Source organism: Actinoplanes sp. TFC3, from assembly GCF_001553785.1.
GTDB lineage: Bacteria > Actinomycetota > Actinomycetes > Mycobacteriales > Micromonosporaceae > Actinoplanes.
Window position 1 is genome coordinate 1,741,608 of the sequence record NZ_LOJP01000001.1, and the last position, 16,726, is coordinate 1,758,333.

General features: G+C 66.3%; 21 protein-coding genes, 1 tRNA gene and 1 pseudogene. 12 read left to right on the top strand and 11 right to left on the bottom strand.

What is annotated here, in order from left to right; translation table 11 throughout:
* Position 1: 1 nt before the first annotated feature.
* On the bottom strand, positions 2-403 hold the full coding sequence (locus tag TFC3_RS07875) for a hypothetical protein (RefSeq protein WP_067497476.1): 402 nt from the start codon (positions 401-403) through the stop codon (positions 2-4).
* Positions 404-575: 172 nt separating this feature from the next.
* Between TFC3_RS07875 and TFC3_RS07880 the strand changes: the two genes are divergently transcribed.
* From TFC3_RS07880 to TFC3_RS07895, 5 genes are all read left to right on the top strand, one after another.
* Positions 576-1,847, top strand: coding sequence for an NAD(P)/FAD-dependent oxidoreductase (locus tag TFC3_RS07880; protein WP_067497479.1), 1,272 nt, complete (start codon positions 576-578; stop codon positions 1,845-1,847).
* A gap of 10 nt (positions 1,848-1,857) precedes the next feature.
* Positions 1,858-2,019, top strand: coding sequence for a hypothetical protein (locus TFC3_RS37850; protein WP_161952550.1), 162 nt, complete (start codon positions 1,858-1,860; stop codon positions 2,017-2,019).
* Positions 2,020-2,066: 47 nt separating this feature from the next.
* Positions 2,067-2,140 (top strand) — tRNA-Ile (locus TFC3_RS07885).
* Positions 2,141-2,511: 371 nt separating this feature from the next.
* Positions 2,512-2,778 (top strand): hypothetical protein, encoded by a 267-nt coding sequence (locus TFC3_RS07890; protein WP_067497482.1) that lies wholly within the window; start codon positions 2,512-2,514, stop codon positions 2,776-2,778.
* Complete coding sequence (locus TFC3_RS07895; protein WP_067497485.1) at positions 2,775-3,167, top strand: PIN domain-containing protein; 393 nt, start codon at positions 2,775-2,777, stop codon at positions 3,165-3,167. The genes TFC3_RS07890 and TFC3_RS07895 overlap by 4 nt, the downstream gene beginning before the upstream one ends.
* Before the next feature lie 482 nt (positions 3,168-3,649).
* Here the strand turns inward: TFC3_RS07895 and TFC3_RS07900 are convergent, their stop codons facing one another.
* Genes TFC3_RS07900 through TFC3_RS07915 form a run of 4 tightly spaced genes read right to left on the bottom strand, consistent with a single transcriptional unit; the run spans position 3,650 to position 6,015 of the window.
* Positions 3,650-4,111, bottom strand: coding sequence for a SitI3 family protein (locus TFC3_RS07900; protein ID WP_067497488.1), 462 nt, complete (start codon positions 4,109-4,111; stop codon positions 3,650-3,652).
* Positions 4,112-4,116: 5 nt separating this feature from the next.
* The gene (locus TFC3_RS07905; RefSeq protein WP_067497491.1) at positions 4,117-5,334 is read right to left on the bottom strand and encodes a hypothetical protein; all 1,218 of its coding nucleotides are present in this window, start codon (positions 5,332-5,334) and stop codon (positions 4,117-4,119) included.
* Positions 5,331-5,642, bottom strand: coding sequence for a type VII secretion target (locus TFC3_RS07910; protein ID WP_067497493.1), 312 nt, complete (start codon positions 5,640-5,642; stop codon positions 5,331-5,333). The genes TFC3_RS07905 and TFC3_RS07910 overlap by 4 nt, the downstream gene beginning before the upstream one ends.
* Positions 5,635-6,015 carry a YbaB/EbfC family nucleoid-associated protein gene (locus TFC3_RS07915; protein ID WP_067506203.1) on the bottom strand — a complete coding sequence of 127 codons (381 nt, stop codon included), beginning with the start codon at positions 6,013-6,015 and terminating at the stop codon, positions 5,635-5,637. The genes TFC3_RS07910 and TFC3_RS07915 overlap by 8 nt, the downstream gene beginning before the upstream one ends.
* Before the next feature lie 457 nt (positions 6,016-6,472).
* On the opposite strand from TFC3_RS07915, the gene TFC3_RS07920 reads away from it, so the two are divergent.
* A complete protein-coding gene (locus TFC3_RS07920; protein ID WP_082771921.1) occupies positions 6,473-6,856 on the top strand; it encodes a helix-turn-helix domain-containing protein in 384 nt (127 codons plus the stop codon).
* A 368-nt stretch (positions 6,857-7,224) separates the two neighbouring features.
* Here TFC3_RS07920 and TFC3_RS07925 read toward each other — a convergent pair whose 3' ends face one another.
* The gene (locus tag TFC3_RS07925; protein ID WP_153040138.1) at positions 7,225-7,857 is read right to left on the bottom strand and encodes a hypothetical protein; all 633 of its coding nucleotides are present in this window, start codon (positions 7,855-7,857) and stop codon (positions 7,225-7,227) included.
* 106 nt (positions 7,858-7,963) lie between these two features.
* Here TFC3_RS07925 and TFC3_RS07930 point away from each other — a divergent pair, with 106 nt between their 5' ends.
* Positions 7,964-8,398 (top strand): hypothetical protein, encoded by a 435-nt coding sequence (locus TFC3_RS07930; protein ID WP_067497499.1) that lies wholly within the window; start codon positions 7,964-7,966, stop codon positions 8,396-8,398.
* Positions 8,399-8,690: 292 nt separating this feature from the next.
* The gene (locus TFC3_RS07935; protein ID WP_153040139.1) at positions 8,691-9,653 is read left to right on the top strand and encodes a hypothetical protein; all 963 of its coding nucleotides are present in this window, start codon (positions 8,691-8,693) and stop codon (positions 9,651-9,653) included.
* Here TFC3_RS07935 and TFC3_RS07940 read toward each other — a convergent pair.
* On the bottom strand, positions 9,650-10,588 hold the full coding sequence (locus tag TFC3_RS07940; protein WP_067497505.1) for a phosphoglycerate dehydrogenase: 939 nt from the start codon (positions 10,586-10,588) through the stop codon (positions 9,650-9,652). The two genes, TFC3_RS07935 and TFC3_RS07940, sit on opposite strands and share 4 nt — an antisense overlap.
* 4 nt (positions 10,589-10,592) lie before the next feature.
* Positions 10,593-11,135: a TetR/AcrR family transcriptional regulator gene (locus tag TFC3_RS07945; protein ID WP_236718027.1), complete on the bottom strand. Its 543-nt coding sequence runs from the start codon at positions 11,133-11,135 to the stop codon at positions 10,593-10,595.
* 124 nt (positions 11,136-11,259) lie between these two features.
* On the opposite strand from TFC3_RS07945, the gene TFC3_RS07950 reads away from it, so the two are divergent.
* The 4 genes and pseudogenes from TFC3_RS07950 to TFC3_RS40405 all read left to right on the top strand — a co-directional run.
* Positions 11,260-12,141 carry an SDR family oxidoreductase gene (locus TFC3_RS07950; RefSeq protein ID WP_067497511.1) on the top strand — a complete coding sequence of 294 codons (882 nt, stop codon included), beginning with the start codon at positions 11,260-11,262 and terminating at the stop codon, positions 12,139-12,141.
* Positions 12,142-12,450: 309 nt separating this feature from the next.
* A complete protein-coding gene (locus TFC3_RS07955) occupies positions 12,451-13,392 on the top strand; it encodes a ParA family protein (RefSeq protein WP_067497513.1) in 942 nt (313 codons plus the stop codon).
* Positions 13,389-13,835, top strand: a complete 447-nt coding sequence (locus TFC3_RS07960) for a hypothetical protein (protein WP_153040140.1) — start codon at positions 13,389-13,391, stop codon at positions 13,833-13,835. Before TFC3_RS07955 ends, TFC3_RS07960 begins: the two co-directional genes overlap by 4 nt.
* 61 nt (positions 13,836-13,896) lie before the next feature.
* Positions 13,897-14,040 (top strand): annotated as a pseudogene (locus tag TFC3_RS40405) (hypothetical protein); the annotation flags it as partial.
* A gap of 394 nt (positions 14,041-14,434) precedes the next feature.
* Here the strand turns inward: TFC3_RS40405 and TFC3_RS07965 are convergent.
* The 3 genes from TFC3_RS07965 to TFC3_RS07975 form a co-directional block, all read right to left on the bottom strand.
* Positions 14,435-14,695, bottom strand: a complete 261-nt coding sequence (locus TFC3_RS07965; protein ID WP_067497518.1) for a hypothetical protein — start codon at positions 14,693-14,695, stop codon at positions 14,435-14,437.
* Between the two features lie 72 nt (positions 14,696-14,767).
* The gene (locus TFC3_RS07970; protein ID WP_067497521.1) at positions 14,768-14,959 is read right to left on the bottom strand and encodes a hypothetical protein; all 192 of its coding nucleotides are present in this window, start codon (positions 14,957-14,959) and stop codon (positions 14,768-14,770) included.
* A gap of 76 nt (positions 14,960-15,035) precedes the next feature.
* Positions 15,036-16,484, bottom strand: coding sequence for a family 43 glycosylhydrolase (locus TFC3_RS07975; protein ID WP_236718028.1), 1,449 nt, complete (start codon positions 16,482-16,484; stop codon positions 15,036-15,038).
* Positions 16,485-16,726: the final 242 nt, after the last annotated feature.

Consider the following 16,726-nt stretch of genomic DNA (forward strand, 5'->3'; position numbering starts at 1 on the left):
TCTAGGGGGCCTCAGAGGTGCCACCAAGATGAAGAGGGCCGTTCAAGGTGATGTCACGGCCCTGCAGCAAGAGCCCGGTGACCCCTCCGGCGTTGTAGTTCATCACCGAGCTCTGAGCATTGTTGGTGTCAACTTGCGCCCACAACGCTCGCAGCTCAGTGTCGAATGCTTGATCCCGAGCTGCGAAGTAGTCGAGTGAGTTCGCCAGCGCCCGCACCGATTCTGCATTCTCGGGTTGCGCACGCGCCTCCGCCAATGCTTCGAGCGCGTGGGGGTTCCCGCTGAAACGGCGGCGTACCAGCCTCACGAGCGAAGCCCATGCGGCAGGGCTCTGAGCGACGGCTGCCTCCGCCGTGCGTACGGCAACGGCGGTTGCAACGGCAAGCATGATCGGGTCCGGCATATCGACCCCCTGTGTGTGTATGAGGGTGAGTCTGACACCACAGTGCCTCCGCGAGCGATTACCCAAGCACAGGAGGTGGTGGTCTGAATGCGCCGTTAGCACTTTCCCCTGCCGCGGGTGGCTTCCGCCGTTAAGCTGGGGCCTGCGTTGTTCGTCCCCTGGTGAGGTGCGTGTGGAGCAGCCGGTTGAGGTGGACGTCGTCATCATCGGCGGCGGTCTCGCCGGGCTTGCCGCTGCCCGACGCCTGGACCGCGCCGGCATCGAATGGCTGCTCGTCGAAGCCTCCGACCGCATCGGCGGCCGGGTCGCCACCGACGTCGTCGACGGCTGGCACCTCGACCGGGGTTTCCAGGTGCTCAACACCGCGTACCCGAGGGTTCCGGCGCTGGTCGACATCGACGCCCTGGACATGCGCTACTTCACCTCCGGGGTGCTCGTGCGCCGCGGTGACCGGCTGCACCGTCTGGAGAATCCGCTCCGCGACCCGCTCACCGCACCGCAGACGCTCGGCAGCGGGGTGGGAACGCTGGCCGACCGGCTCAAGTTCGCGGCGCTGGCGGCGCGCTGTGCCACGTACGATCCGAAACGGCTTCTGAACGGCCGGGAGACCACCACGCAAGAGGCGCTGCGTAAAGCCGGTCTCTCGCACCGGATCATCGAGGAAGTGCTGCGACCGTTCCTGTCCGGGGTGCTGGCCGACCGCTCGCTGGACACCTCGAGCCATGTGCTCGCGATGATCCTGCGCTCCTTCGCCCGCGGCCGCATCGGCGTCCCCGCGACCGGCATGGCGGCCCTGCCCGCGGCGATCGCCGGCCCACTGCCGTTCCCGCAGTTGCTCATCAACGCCCCGGTGCTGTCGCTGGGCCCCGGCATGGTGGTCACCGAGGGTGGCGAGATCCGCTGCCGGGCCATCATCGTGGCCACCGACCCGGTCACCGTCGCCACCCTGCTGCCCGCCCTGCCCAGGCCCGACATGCACGGCCTGACCACGTACTATTTCGGCGCCCCGCACGCCCCCATCGACGAACCCACACTGCTGCTCGACGGCGACCGCCGCGAAATCATCGCCAACACCATCGTGATGTCCAACGCAGCCCCCGAGTACGCCCCCGCCGGCAAGTCCCTGATCGCCGCGTCCGCAGTCGGCGTAGCGGCCCCCTCCGGTGCGTCGGAGGCGGTGATCCGGGTGGAACTGGCCCGCATCTACGGCACCCCCACCGATGAGTGGGAACTACTGGAGACAGTGCCCATCCCGTACGCCCTCCCGGCCGCCCCGGTGCCCCAAGCCAACCTGCGAAAGCCGGTATCCCTGGGCGACGGCCTGTTCGTGGCGGGGGACCACCGCGACAGCCCGTCCATCCAGGGCGCGCTGGCCAGCGGCTGGCGTACGGCCGGGGCGGTTCTGTCGGACCTGGGGGCTTTCACCGGGGCCGTGCAGGGGTAATCCTGGCTCTATGGACCCTGAAAATGAGCACGCCACCGCCGGCGATCCCGATGAGGAGCACCCGGCCCAGGAGGCGCACGGCGGCAGCATGGCCCCCGGCCTGGTCACCGACACCGGAGAAAAAGAAGCGGAAGCCCCGCCGACAGGCACGGTAACCGCCGAGGAAGAATAGATCGCTGGCTCGACCCGCACCCCACAGGTTAGGATCGCCGCCGGTAAGGGGCGGTAGCTCAGTGGGTTAGAGCAGGGGACTCATAATCCCTCGGTCGCGGGTTCGAGTCCCGCCCGCCCCACTTCACTTGTCTTGGGGGGGCAACCCCCCCAGACCCCCCGTTACGGTGGGCACCCTGTTCGGGCCGTCGCGGCTCGCGCTTCTCGCTGACGCGAGGATGTCGGCGCCGTTGCCTTGCCTTCGACCGGTCGCCGCCGGCGAGCGTTGCCTTTCTTCGGACGGCTGATCCCGGATTCGATGGCGCGTGGCATTAAGGCCGACCCGATTCGATGGCTTGCGCTGCCACGATGATCTTCCATGTCAACTGGCGTCGCGGCGTCTGCATGGCAATCGCGCTTGTCGTGCGCCTATAGTCATAGGTGTGGCTGGCCGTCTATTGGGCATGCCGGACCATTACCCAGGTGGAACGCCATACAAGAGTATGGTGATTGTATGGCTGTGAAGAAGGTGACGGTGACTCTCCCGGAAGAGCTGGTCGAGGCTCTCGGTTCGGCGGCGCGTGAGGATGGGGTGCCGCTGTCGCGGCTGGTGGCCAGCGCGGCGGAGAGCGAGCTGCGACGGCGGGTAGGACGAAAAGTCGTGTCCGACTGGCAGGCCGAGCATGGGGCGTTCACGCTGGAGGAACTCGCGGCAGCGCGGGCCGAGATGGCTGCGGCCGACGCGGAAGCTTTCGACGTCTCCGGGCCGGCGGCGGCGTGAGTGTTCCGTACGTGTACGACGCCGGTGTGCTGCTGGCCGTCGAAGGTAACGACCGGCGTATGTGGGTGATTCATCACCTGGCTCTCGAAGAGGGGCGCCGTTTGCTGCTCCCCGCCGTTGTCGTAGCCCAGGCGTGGCGTGATGCCCGCCGCCAGGTGCAACTAGGTAGATTCCTGCACAGCTGTGAGATCGTCCCGATCGGTATGGAGACGGCAAAGGCGGCAGGAGTTCTGTGTGGCAAGGCCGGCACCCGTGATGTCGTCGACGCTGCGGTCGTCACAGTAGCGTTGGCCCACGGTGCAATCGTGTTCACCAGCGATCCGGGCGACATCACACAGCTCGGGGCTGCGGCGGAGGTCAAGCCGGGGCTGGTTGTGCGCCGGGTATGACCTATCTCCTTCAACCTCAGCGACTTCCCCGAGCCGGCTCTCAAGCCCTACGACATCGCCGCCATCCACCCCGACGACTTCCTCCTCGACCGACTCGATCTCTACCCCGGCCTGACCCTGGACGTGCTCCGTCACCAGGCCGCGTCCTATCGGCGAGCGCCGAACACCGTGCCGGAGATCCTCGTCCTTCTACAGCGCACCGGCGTGCCCAGATTCGCGGCTGAAGTACGACGTCATCTTCGTCCGCCGGCCTGGTAGTGCAGCCGTCCGAGGCGACTGAGGAAGGTGTAAATCAGGCTAACGGGCTGGCTGAATACCCCTTGAGGTGGCCAAACGTCCCGGCAACGAATCGCCGATGACGATGATCGGGCGGTTCGCATGGTGCAACGTCCGGCCCACGGTACTGACTCCGGGGCGACCACCGGACCCCACGGTCGGCTTTGTCCGCGTGGGCGTCCTTTTGCTCCGTCAAGGGCGGCAGGTCAAAGGAGCGGCTGCGGAAGTACTTGCGTAGCGAACTGAGTCAGCAGCGGTGCGATTTCGCTGTTTTCGGACCAGTCTTCCCACTCGGCGTCCAGGACCACGTCGCTACCGTCGTATTGCAGGACGGCGGTCTCTCCGTTGAACAGTAGGACACCTCGGCCCTCGCGCTGAAGCGCAAAAGCTATGACCGCATGGACCATCAGGGAGGCGGCATGCGCCGAGGTCTTCTGATCGACGCGCGACGAGAAGCGAAAAGTGGCACTGAATCGGTCATCGAAGCCGAAGAGCCGCATGGCGGGGTTGACCTCGTCACCGGCCGGCTGACGCGAGGTCACGTACATACCGGGCAAAAAGATGGTGTCGTCGTCACGCAACTCGCCGCCGGTCGCGGCTGCAATGAACCGGCGTAGGTCGGAAACATCCACGGCGGTATCGCCGCGCCAATCATATTCTTCAGCCATTTCCGTCACTCACCGAAGGGAAAGAGTGAAACTACTTTACCGTCCTTGACCACAAGCAACTCCTTGAGATCACCGATGGGCTTGCGGCGCAGCATTGCTGCCACATCGTCAATCGCAGCCGGCGTGTCGTCCATATTCAGTATCAATCGGTTGGCTTGATCTTCGGAGACCTTTTCACTTAATTTCACGCGAATATTGTCGAGATTGCCTGTTTCCGGCGAATAGCAGTCGAAGTACTGACCCTCGATCTTGTAGTCCGGTTCCTTGCCGTTTGGCTTCGGCGGCGGGTTCTGCTCGACGTCGAAGCCGTTCTGAGAAAGCACGTCGGCGGATTCGTTCTCGCGTCGCTTCGCGCGGTCCCTTTTCTTGGTCGGGTGGGCGTCCGTGCGTCGTCCGCTGGGCTTGCGGCCCGGATCGGGCTTCCCGGACGGGCTGGTCCGGCCGTTGTCATGGGCTTTGCGCAGGCGGGTGAGCAGTTTTTTGATGGCCTCGATGGCGTCGCCGAGATTGCCGGTCAGGCCACGCAGGCGTTCCAGGCTGTTCACCAGGCCACGCAGCCACTTCGCGATCCGCGCACCCCAGGACGCACACAGCGTACTGACCTGCTCGACCACCAGCGGCGTGGCGATACCGACGCTGAAAACCTCCTCGGCCGCGTACGTGATCAGCCGGGACACCAGGACCGCGATCGCGTCACGGACCATCATGCGGACGCCCGCGACCAGCATGCCGGCGCCTTCGGTCACGGCGGCCATCGTCTCCGCCGCCCCGGCCAGCGCGGCGACGGCATCTTTCTGCTGACCGGTCCAGGTCCGGTAGGCATCCGCGGCGGAGCCCTGCCACTCCGCGGTGTCCCAGCGCACCGCACGCTCCAGATCGACCGACCGATCCTTCAACGCTCCGGCGATGTTGCGCCACGTCTGCGCGTGCGCGGCGATCTGACCCGGGTCCCCGGCCAGCCAGTCCAGCGCTTCGGACAGCGGCTTGACGTGCTCGAGGATCCACGCCACGCCGTACTGAAGAAGGCTGCCGATCGGGTCGGAGATGAACGCCAACGCGTCCAGCCCGGCCGAGACCGCCCCCAGCGTGGTGTCGATCCAACTGCCACTTTTGATCCCGGCCAGGATTGTCTCGATGTCCTCGGCGATCCACACCCCGGCCCAGGGATCGGTGTTCCCACCGGTATTGGCGACCGCCACCAGCGGGGGCCGGAACGGCATCATCGCGTGTTCCGGAGCCGGTCGGCCGCGTTGCCGTCGGCCGTGTCGTAGGAACCGGCCACCGACCGCAACGAGTCCGCCGTCTCATGGGCGGAATCGGCTGCCGTGCTCATGCCGTCGACCATGTCCTGCTGCAGGGCGTTGAGCAGGGCCGGCACGAACTGGCACAACTGACCGTACGCCCCGGTGCCGGTCAGCACGGTCTGCCCGGCGTGGGCCGCGGACGCCAAACCGTCCCCGATCCCGTCAACTTCACCGGCGTGCGACACAAGCGACGCGGAGTTGACCTGGAAGGCGGCGGAGTCACTCATCGGGCTCCCCGAGCCGCCTGCGCAACCCGGCCACCAGCATCCGCCCGGTCTCGCTGTCCCCTCCGACCGTCTCGGCCGTGACCTCCTGGAGCTGCTTGAACAGCGACGAACTCGCCGCGCGGACAGTCTCCATCAACGTACGCGAGGTAGTCTCCGCCGACTGCTGACGCGTGCGTTCGTCGAGGTGAATGGACGATACCCGCCCCTCGGCGTCAACGGTGACCTCTACCAGACCGTCACGGCTACGCGCGGTGGCCGTCATCTCCGAGGTCCGCCGGGCCAACTCTTGTGCCTGCTCGGCACGACGAGCCAGAGACCGCTCCCATAGGTCGATCCGCTCCAGCGCCGCATCCGCCGACTCACCGTCGAACATCCCGCCATCGTAATTCCGACGATCCACGCCGGTCGAACCCGAAAGCCGGATCACCATCCTCCTGGGGCTATCGGCTCGAGGCATCGCCTCCGAGCGCGGGATCGTGCTGGTCGTTCGTCCTGACGCCGCCGACCACAGCGCATCGGGTCACCGCTGACCACGGCAGGACGGTTCGCGCGGTGTCACGTTCGGTCCACGTAGCACTTGACCTGGCCGTACGCCCGGTTGGAATGAAGCATTGCGCGAATTTGTCTTCGTCAATGGCTGACCGGGCGATCGTGCCTCGCTCGTTGGCGATCGGGACGTTGGCGCCGGCAAGCAAACGAGGGTACCGCCGGCAACGCTCACGCCGTACCTCGATTGCCGTGTGAGCTGGTCAAACGAACCGTCAGCGGGTCGCCGGTGACGGTGGCCGGGTGGTTCGCATGGAGCAATGTTCGGCTCACTCTAGGACCATGTGGTCAGGCGGATCGGCGCGCAGGTGGGTCCGGACGGTTTGCAGCTCGACATCCCAACCGAACTCTACGGATTGCTGCGAGACGTCGTCGGGGCACTGTCCCAGGGCATGGCCATCTCGAGTGCCTCGCACAACACGATGCTGACCACCCAAGAAGCCGCCGACCTGCTCAACATCTCTCGTCCCACCCTGGTCCGACTGCTCACCGACGGCGAGATTCCGCACAGTCTGCGCGGCCGACATCGCCGGGTCCTGCTGCGCGACATCCTCGACTACTCCGAACGCACCCGCATCGAACGCCGTCCCGCTCTTAACCAGATGGCAGTCGACGCCGAGGACGATGACCTGTACAAGACCACTCTCGACTCCCGGCCGTCGAGGTGACAGCCGCTGCTGAAGCACGACGCCACATCGGCCCTCCGACCTGATAGCGCAGCCGTCCGGGACGGCTGAAGGCGGGTATAGACGCAGCTAACGGGCTGACCGGATGGCTGGGCCGCCCGGAATGACTGTGGGGCGGCTCGCTTGGGTAACGTCCGGCCCACTCCGGTGGTCCAGGGGCGACCCCCAGGGCCACGTCACGCGGGCCTCCAAAGCCCCGGATGCAAGTGCCCGGTGCGCAGGCAACGGTTACTTCACGCGAAGGTGAGATGCGGGTTCAAGTCCCGTCGCCGGTCCTCCGCGTACCGGCCGCACGTGAGGCAGCGGGCGGCAGTGAGCGCCCGACCCCCTCAAGTCCCATCCGATCCTGCTTAACGGACGCTGCCGCAGACTTCGCAGGCACCGAAGCCCCGGGCGAGAGCGTCGACCATCGGAACCGAGTCCAGAGAAGATCGGATGCCGCCGCGGCGCTCAAGCTTGCGCCAGCCATCGTGCAGAGCGGGGCAGGCTTCGTCCAAGTGGTAGACGAGGCCGCCGGAGGTGACCTTCACCCGGGCCGGGAGCCCGGCCGCTTGGGGGCGGCACTGCCAGCAGGAACGGGTGGTCAGCTCATGGATGCACAGGGCCTCAAGCTGCTTGATGGCTTTCTGTAAAGCGTCGCCGGCCAGGGCTGTGGCTCGTGCGCCGTCGGGGTCCTCATGAGACCGGCCAGCCCAGAAGACCCGGCTCGACATGCCAGGCGCGAGGTCGAACCCAGGGCGGTCGCTGTGCAGCCGGACCGGCGCGGAACGGGTCAACGCCCTCAGTCCGGTGGCTACCGCAAGCATTTGGAGTTCGCGAGAACCGGAAGTGGCCAGCTCGTTGCCTTGGATCTCGCGGACGGCTGTACCCCACCGAAGGACGGCCCCCCAGCCGCCGGCGCCCTTCCCGCCTTCGGAGACCGTGGCGATGTGCAGGTCCACCGCGCGCTCATTGTCAGGGTGGCTCACCGAAGAGGATCGCACTACATCGATGGTACGTAGTTGATGCAAGCCAGCTGAGCCGCAAATGACAGACATGTGAACGGTGCCCTCTGGCATTGTCCTCATGGGCTGAGTGTTGGATAGCGGTATGCAGTCCAGCGAGGTCCTTGACGTTTTCGAGAAGTTGTTGAATGCCGCTCAGCATCCCGGCATTGCCAAGGTTGAGCGCTATGACGGGGTTGTTTCGGGGATTCGGGTCCGGTTCAGCTGGGAGACCGACGGGTTCTTGTGGGTCAAGGCCGATGCGCCGGCTCCCACTGCCGGGCCCGAGCCGACGGGGGAGAAGTTCGGCACGGCTCCGTACCTGATCAAGCTGGCTCTTGATCTGTGCGAGTCGGCTCGGCCGGGGGGCTTTGCGAGCTGGGTGCCGGCTACCTACAAGGGGATGCCGGTTGCGCCTTCGGGATTGCAGATCAAGACCACTGATGGGGGTACGGTCAACTTGCGCGTGACCTCAGGTGGCCAGGACCCCGAGGTCAACCCGCACGCCGGCTACTCGGTCCCCGCAGGAATCATCGTCTGACCAGGGCCAATTGCCGGCGCACCGTCGCCCTGGGTGGCCGGCGGCAGGTGGCCGGGGTAGCTGACCGCCTGCAGGGGTGAGCCCGTCGATGACCGTGTGTCGTCCACGGGGCGATGAACGCCGCGACGATCATTTTGCTGTGAACGGGCATTTGCGGTGAACGTTGCACACATCGGATTCGTATGGACCAGATGGGGGTACCCCGTGGCGCCCGACCTGTTGGGGAAGTCCACCAACCGCACTGCAGCCGGCGCCATCCCCCGCGCCGGCCGAGTGAGAAGGAGAGGTGACCGTGGCGAGCTGGATCTTGGTGCCCTGCCTGGTCAGCCTGCGAAACGAGTTCAACAAGCTGGCCCCGGGCCGGGACAAGGCGTCCGACGGCTCGATCGGTGACACCTCGCACGCCGCGTCCTCATCGGATCACAACCCGGATGAGACCGGCAACACACCGTACGAGGATGCCGACAACAAGAACGAGGTCCACGCGATCGATGTGGACAACAACTTGCGCAAGTCCGGCTGGACGATGACCCGGTGTGTGCAGGTGATCGTGACCCGGCATCGGCAGGGCCGCGACGACCGGTTGCAGAACGTCATCTACAACCGCACGATCTGGTCCCGTTCGTGGGGCTGGACGGCCCGGCAGTACACGGGCGCCAGCCCGCACACCGAGCACGCGCATTTCTCCGCGCGCTACACCACCGCCCAGGAATCCGACACCAGCCCGTGGGGGCTGCTCGACGCCGAGGAGGATGACATGCCGAGCGCCGCCGAAGTGGCCGCCGAGGTCATCAAGCAGCTCAAGACGCAGTCCGGCAAGGACGCGATCTACGACGGCTGGAACCAGGACCGCATTCAGGAGTACGACACCAACACCGCTACCGGCGGCCAGACCATTCGCAAACCCACCAGCAGCGACAACGGGTACATGACGGCGGCCTCGGCGCTGACCTACGCGGTCAAGAACACCGACTGGGCCCGGATCAGCATCACTTCGCTGCACCGCAAGGTCGAGGCCATCGCCGCTGCCGTCGAGGCGCTCGGGCGCAATCTCGCGGCCAGCAACCCCGAGGTGCAGACCGCGCTGACCCGCCTCGCCGAGGTCCGTACCGAGCAGGACGGCCTCGACCAGCAGATCCTCGCCGGCCTCGGCTCGTCGGCGTCGGTCGAGCAGACGGCCGAGACCCTGCGCGACGCCTACGGCCCCGAACGCGCCGCCCAAATCGGTGACCTGCTGAGCACCAAGGCGGCTTAAGAAACGACGTGGCTGAGCGGATCGCCGGAAAGCAGGGCGCGAAGGTTCTCCGCGATCCGTTCCGCCGCGCCAAGGGGGCGGCCCCCGGCGGCATGCGGACTGATGATCACCGACGGTTCGTCCCACAGGCCCGACCCCGGTGGCAACGGCTCGGTGGCGAACACGTCCAGCGCCGCCCCGCCCAGCCGTCCCGCGCGCAGCGCCGTGAGCAGCGCATCCTCATCGACAGTGGCGCCGCGCCCCACGTTGATCAGCCAGGCGTGCGCAGGCAGCAGGGCGAGCACCTGCGCATCCAGGACCCGCACGGTCGACGCGGTGGCCGGCAGAATCATGATCAGCACATCGGTTTCGGGCAGTAACCGCGGGAAGTCACCGGCCGTGACCACCGGGAAGCCGTGCCGCTCACCTGCTGTGCGCGCGACACCGGTCACCGTCGCTCCCAGCGCCGCCAGATGCGGTGCCAGGCAAGCCGCGATGCCGCCGAAGCCCCAGATCATCACGCGCGCCCCGCGAAGCGTCCGGAAAGTTCCCTCTTCCCGTACGGGCTGAAGTCCGCCCAGCTCCCCGGCCCACCGGCGCCCGATCTGCGCCCGGGTCAGCAGGTTGAGCCGGCGCGCCGCGGCCAGCGTAAGGGCCAGCGTGTGCTCGGCAACCGTCAAATCGTGCAGCCCGGTGCCCCCGGTGATGATCACCTCGGAATCGAACCCGGCGGCCAGCACGGCATCGGGCCCGGCGGCCAGCGTTTGCACCCATCGCAGCCGTCCGAGCCGCCGGGCCGCATCGGCCAGCTGACCCGCCGGGTTGCCCCACACCACCAGCGCCTCGGCGTCGGTGTGCTCCTCGGGAATCGGTTCGCTCACGTCGTACCCATGAGAATGAACCTCGGCGGGCACGCTCACCTCGAGGTCAATGCTGTTCGGCAGCAGCAGTTTCATGGGATCAGCCCAGCGAGGCGCTTGCGGCGCGCAGTTCTTTGAGAGCATTCAATGTGTACGGTGCCAGCCCGTCATTGACGTCACGCTCGCCTTCCGACCATTCGGCATAACCGCGCTTGAAGGCGAGCACCCCCAATTCGCCGGCCAGCGCCGCAACCGGATCGGGCACACCGCGAGCAATCAGCGCGGCGGTCATGGCTGCCGCGAGGCCGACACTTTTCAGGGCGTCGCGTTCCTGCAGTTCGGTGCTGGTGGCCACGGCGGCCTTCAGGCGCGGGCCGAGTTCCCGATTCATCGGTCCCATGGCACTCGACGCCCGCTCGAGGCCGGCCGCGACCGCGTCCATCGGGCTGGCGCCGTCCGGGGCTTCGGTGATCCCGGCGGCCAGCAGCTGGCTCAGGGCTTCCTGGCCGGCCACCAAGAGCTCGCGCTTGTCCGGGAAGTGCCGGAAGAACGTGCTCTTGGTGACCCCGGCGCGCTCGGCGATCTGCGCAACCGTCGTGGCGTCGTATCCCTGCTCGACGAACAGGTCGACGGCGGCCAGCACCAGCCGTTCACGCGCCCCGGGTTCCCATCGAGCCATACCCTCAGCATACGTGACGAGACCTTTGTCCCATCATCGTGCTAGCGTGACGGGACAAGAGTCCCATCATCATCCGGGAGAACACCCCATGCGCATCTTCATCACCGGCGGAACCGGCCTGATCGGCTCCGCCGTCGTAGCCGAACTGCTCGGCAACGGCCACACCGTCCTGGCCCTGGCCCGCTCCGACGCCTCCGCCCAAGCCGCCGAAGCCGCCGGCGCCGAGGTTCTGCGGGGATCCCTGGGCGACCTTGACGTGCTGCGCGCCGGCGCCGCCCAGGCTGACGGCGTGATCCACCTGGCCTTCAGCAACGACTTCAGCTCAGCCGAGGCCGTCGCCGCCTCGGTCGCCGAGGAGAGCGCCGCCATGCTGGCCCTGGGCGAGGAACTGACCGGCAGCGACCGCCCGTTCGTCACGGTGTCGGGCACACCCTGGGTGCCGGGCCGGGTCTCCACCGAGGCCGACCCGCTGCCCACCGACGGCCCAGTCGGGGGCCGTGGACGTACCGTAAACCGGATCTTGGCATCGTCCTCCCGGGGCGTGCGAAGCGCCTCGGTCCGCCTGCCCCGCACCGTGCACAACCGGGGCACCGGTGGCTTCGCGGGCCTGCTGACCGAAATCGCCCGCGCCAACGGCGTATCCGGCTACCCGGGCGACGGCACCCAGCGCTGGCCCGCCGTGCACGCCCTCGACGCAGCGGTCCTGTTCCGCCTGGTCCTGGAATCGGCCCCGGCCGGAACCGCCTGGCACGCCGTGGCCGACGAGGGCGACACGGTCCGCGACATCGCCGAGGTCATCGGGCGGCGGCTCGGACTGCCGGTGGAAAATGTGCCGGTGGAGACCTTCGGGCCACTCGGCGAGATCTTCGCGACCGATCAACCGTCGACGAGCGCGGGGACGCGGGAGGGGCTGGGCTGGGAGCCGAAGCACCCGAGTCTGCTCGATGACCTGGAAAACATTCAGGCCTGATCAGTGAGAGCCAGCGGCAAGCCGGACGCAAGATCCTGAAGGTACGTCAATTTCAGCCGTTAGTGTGAAGTGGACAGAGGCGTGCAGACGTGCCAAAATTCCAGGCCGTTTTTGCCGAACCGTCGTCGGACGTGTGTTCCGAGTAGCTGTTCGACCGGCAATACGAAGGATCCGGTCATACGGTTGGCCATTTTGACAAGCCCTTCAGATTCGCGCGAACGGCGGAAGTCGCCAAGTTGACAGGCGTTTCCTTTGACCGGGTCTGCGCTTGGTGTCGCGATGTCCGCCTGCCGATCTTCGGGGAGCCGCATGCAGGTCATCGCCGTCATGAATTACAAAGGCGCCGTCGGTAAGACGACGCTGACCGCCAATCTGGGGGCCGAGATCGCCGGACGAGGACGCAAGGTCCTCCTGGTTGATCTCGACCCCCAGGCCAATCTCACGTTCTCCTTCTACTCGGTCGAGCAGTGGCGCGAAGATCTGCGTAAAGACACGACCATCATGCGCTGGTACGAGGGTGATGCCCCCGGTCGCGAAGTCGACCTGCATGAGCTGATCGTCACGCCTCCGCTGGTCAACGCCCAACTGGCGGATACCGGGGGCCGTCTTGACCTGATCTCGTCGCACCTCAAGCTGATCGACATCGACCTGCGCCTCGCGGCTCGCCTCGGCGGGGGCACCACCCTGGGTGAGTCCAAACGCAAATTCCTCGATCTGCACGGCTGTCTGGCGCGAGCGCTGCGCCATGAGGCCTTCCAGGAGTACGACGTCGTGCTAATCGATTGTGCGCCCAACTTCGGCTTGGTGACAAAGACCGCCATTGTCGCCAGCGACTACGTCCTGGTGCCCGCAAAAGCCGACTACCTGTCGACGCTTGGCATCCAGTACCTGGTCGGCAACTGTGATGACCTGGTCTCGGAGTACAACGACTACGTCAATCACGGGACGCCGGGAAGGGCCGGCGACCAAACGATCGAAACCCGGTTCCTGGGCGTCATCTTCACCATGGTCAAGATCTACGCCAGCAAACCCATCGGCACGCAGCAGTACTACATCGAAGAGATCCGGCAGAACAGTCAGATGCCCGTTCTCGCGGGCACGATGCGGGACAGCCCGCGTTACTTCGGAGACGCAGGGGAGAGCGGTGTGCCGGCGGTGCTGCGGGCACCGGTCACCGATGAAGTGGTGGCCGAGTTTCAAACGCTGACAACGGAAATTCTCGAGGGCGTCGAGGCGGGCAGCGTACGGTGAGCGATCTTGTCCTTCTTCTCCAATTGCAAGCGCGCGTGACCACCTTCCTGGCCGGCCTGGGTGTCGATGATCTGGCCGCCCTTGCTGACGGCCGTCTTGTCCTGGCAACGTCATCGCCCGCAGAGCTGAACCATCATCCGGCGCCGATGCAAGTTCCCTCGACCCCCGTCGCCCCTCCTTCTGCCACAACACCGCGGAAACGAACAGCGGGATCCGCCGAGCCGTTCGACGCCGATGCGGTCGTCACGAAGCTGCGCGCCGCCGAAAAAGTCGATGATGTCGCGGGACTTCTCAAACGCGGGAAGATCACCGCGCCAAATTTGAAACTGGTCGCCAAGGCGCTGCAAATACCGGATAAGGGAACCATGGACGAGCTGGCCAGAAAGATCCTGAACATCACTGTGGTTGCCCGCGCTAAGCATGCCGCGTTGCGGCAGGGCTAGCGGGCCGGCAGCTATGAACGACGATATAGGTGCTGGGCAGCACATTCCGGTGCAGAGGTCGATGTACCTGTTGCGCGGGCGACGCGTGCAGGTTCGCGATCTTCTCGATGCGAACCTGCTGCGGCCAGGGGCGAAACTCCGCTTTGTGCGTAAGCGCGTGGGGGACACGCATTCCGCCGAGGTGACGCCGAATGGGCGAGTGCGGGCTTACGGCCAGATGGCGCTGCCCTTCTTCCAGATCGGGGAGTTGGACCGCAGCCTGCGCCGGGTCATCGCTCGCAATCTCGACCTGGACGAGGTCGGAACCCTCTGCAAAGGACCTGTCCGGTCCTTCGACGAACTCTCGATGGGTGACTACCAGCGGGTGCTCAGCGCCTCGGCCATCTGGAGCAGACTCGGCTGGCCGCTTGACCGCGCAGCATTCATCGAACGCCTCAACGAGATCCGGCACATCCGCAACGACGTCATGCATTTCAAGCCCGATCCGCCGCCGGACGGCACGATCGACAAGCTCCGCAAGCTGAACAGTTTGCTCCGGCAGTACGGGAGCTTGCTTGACTATTGCGGGGCCGAGCGTTTCTGCGACCCCGCAACAGTGATCAAGCGGCGGCTTCGCGGCCCGTTAGTTTGCGGGCCAGGTCGACGCCTTGCTGGTAGCCGGCGTCGTGGACGAGGATGGCTTGGACTGCCGGAAAGCGCTCGGTCAGGTCGACGAGCACCTCGGCCTTGCGCAGGACCGCTTCGCCGCCGAGGCGGACGGTGCCCCAGGTGAGGTCGGCGGGCACGTCGTGCTGGCCGGAGGCGGCTTCCTTGTCCCAGACGAGGAGCGAGGTGTCGAGGATTTGTGCCTGTGTGCTCATGACCGAGTCAACGATGCGCGGGGCCTTACGAAAGAGTGATGCCCGCCACGATTGCCGGCCGGGGTGCCGGGGTCAGGCGGCCTCGGTGAGGTCGGCCAGGTCGACGCCGGCATCGGCAAGGATGCGGTGGACGCCGGCGATGGAGAGCCAGTCGATCTCGTCGTCGCCGTGCACGATCCGGTACCAGCGGGTGGTGCCGCGGCGGACCACTTCCACCCGCCAGCCGTCCGGCGTCTGCATCGCCGACTCGATGATCGTCTCCACTCCGGGGACGCTACGCCGCAGGTCAGGGTGGGTGCGAGCGCTACCGGGAAACTACACCCGAGTAATTTGAGGCGTCTCAGCGGGTTACCGCCACGTTGTCGAAGGCCGCTGCGGTGTTGAAGACCCGGACGCCGTTCGCGCCGCTGGCGAAGCTGGTGTCGGTGACCGAGATCGACGGGGTGGCCGCGTTGTTCACGTACACCTTGATGCTTGTGCCGATCGCCTGGATCCGCAGGTGGCAGGCGACTCCGCGTTGCAGGGTCACCGGTGCGCCGGCCAACGGGGTCCAGTTGTTGTTGGCCTTGCCGAGAACGACACGGCCGGCGGTGGTCAAGCCGGCGTAGTAGCCGCGGTACGCATCGGTGCCCACGGTCGCCTGGGTCGCCCGGAACACCACACCGGCATCGCCGTTGCCGGACGTAATCGTGACGTCGGTGTCGTAGGTGGCGTTGGTGAAATTGGTGTCCAGCAGCGCCTTTCCGCCGGCTGAGGCGGTGGCCCGGTAGGAACCGCCGGCGGCCGACCAGGTGGAGCCGTACGTTTTCCAGCCCACCGCGTTGTTGTCGGCGAAGTTGTCCTGCACGCCCATGACAATGTGCTGAATGGTGCCGTCGGCGTTGAAGCGCATCCGGTCATAGGCGACCTGACGATGATTACCGTCGGTCTCGCTGAGCGGGCGGCGGTGATAGAAGATGTACCACGTGTTGGTGCCGGGCAGATTGAGCACCGCATTGTGCCCCGAGCCCTTCGCCACCGCCGCATCCTGGGTGAGGATCTTCTCGCCCCTGGTGAAGGGGCCCAGCGGGCTGTCGGCGATGGCGTACGAAACCGAGTAGTCCGGTCCGGTCCACCCACCCTCGGACCACATCAGGTAGTACTTGCCATTGCGCTTGAAGACCTGCGAACCCTCGGTGTAGTTCGGCGGCGTGATCTCCTTGTAGGTCGACCCGTCGGCGAAGGTGCCGAGGCTGGTCATGTCGCTGTTCAGCTTGACCACATTGGCGTGTTGCCAGCCGCCGTAATACATGTAGGCCTGGCCGTCGTCGTCAACGAACACGTCTTGATCGATAGGCTGGGCACCGTTGACGAACTGCCCGATCAACGGCTTGCCGATGGCATCCACATAGGGACCCTCGGGCCGGTCGGCCACCGCGACTCCGATGCCGCCGAGCTCGGCGTTGCTCTGAATGTCATTGGCGCCGAAATACAGGTAGTACTTGCCGTTGCGCTGCACCGGGGCGGGCGCCCAAACGGCTCGGCGCGCCCAGGAGACGTTCGCCGTGGTGAGCACCTTCGGGTGCTTGGTCCAATGGACCAGATCCTCGGAGGAGAAGGCGTCGAGATAGGTCTGCTGGTCGTAGGGGCGCGACGAGGTGGGATAGACCCAATACTGTCCCCCGTACGTCGCCACGTCCGGATCGGCATACCATCCGTCGACGAACGGGTTGCCGGCCACGGCTGTCTCGAACTCCGCAGCGCTCGCCACCGGGGTGATCCCGGAAGTGACCGCCAGCAACGAACTCACAACCGCACCGACAAAGCCCATGCCACTATTCATACATTGAGGATCTTGAATGTCAAGAGTGGTGGTTACCGGTCGGCACCGATGACGCCCGCGCCCGGCCCGTGCTCTTGGCGGCGCCGCCTGGCCCGGATGATCGGCGCGACTCCGTGGTCGGCTTCCCATTGCTGGTCCGGCTCGGCTTTGTAGAGCGCTTCTCGTGGCTTGTGCGCGGCGGTGGGGCGCTTGCCGGGTGGGTGCGGGGC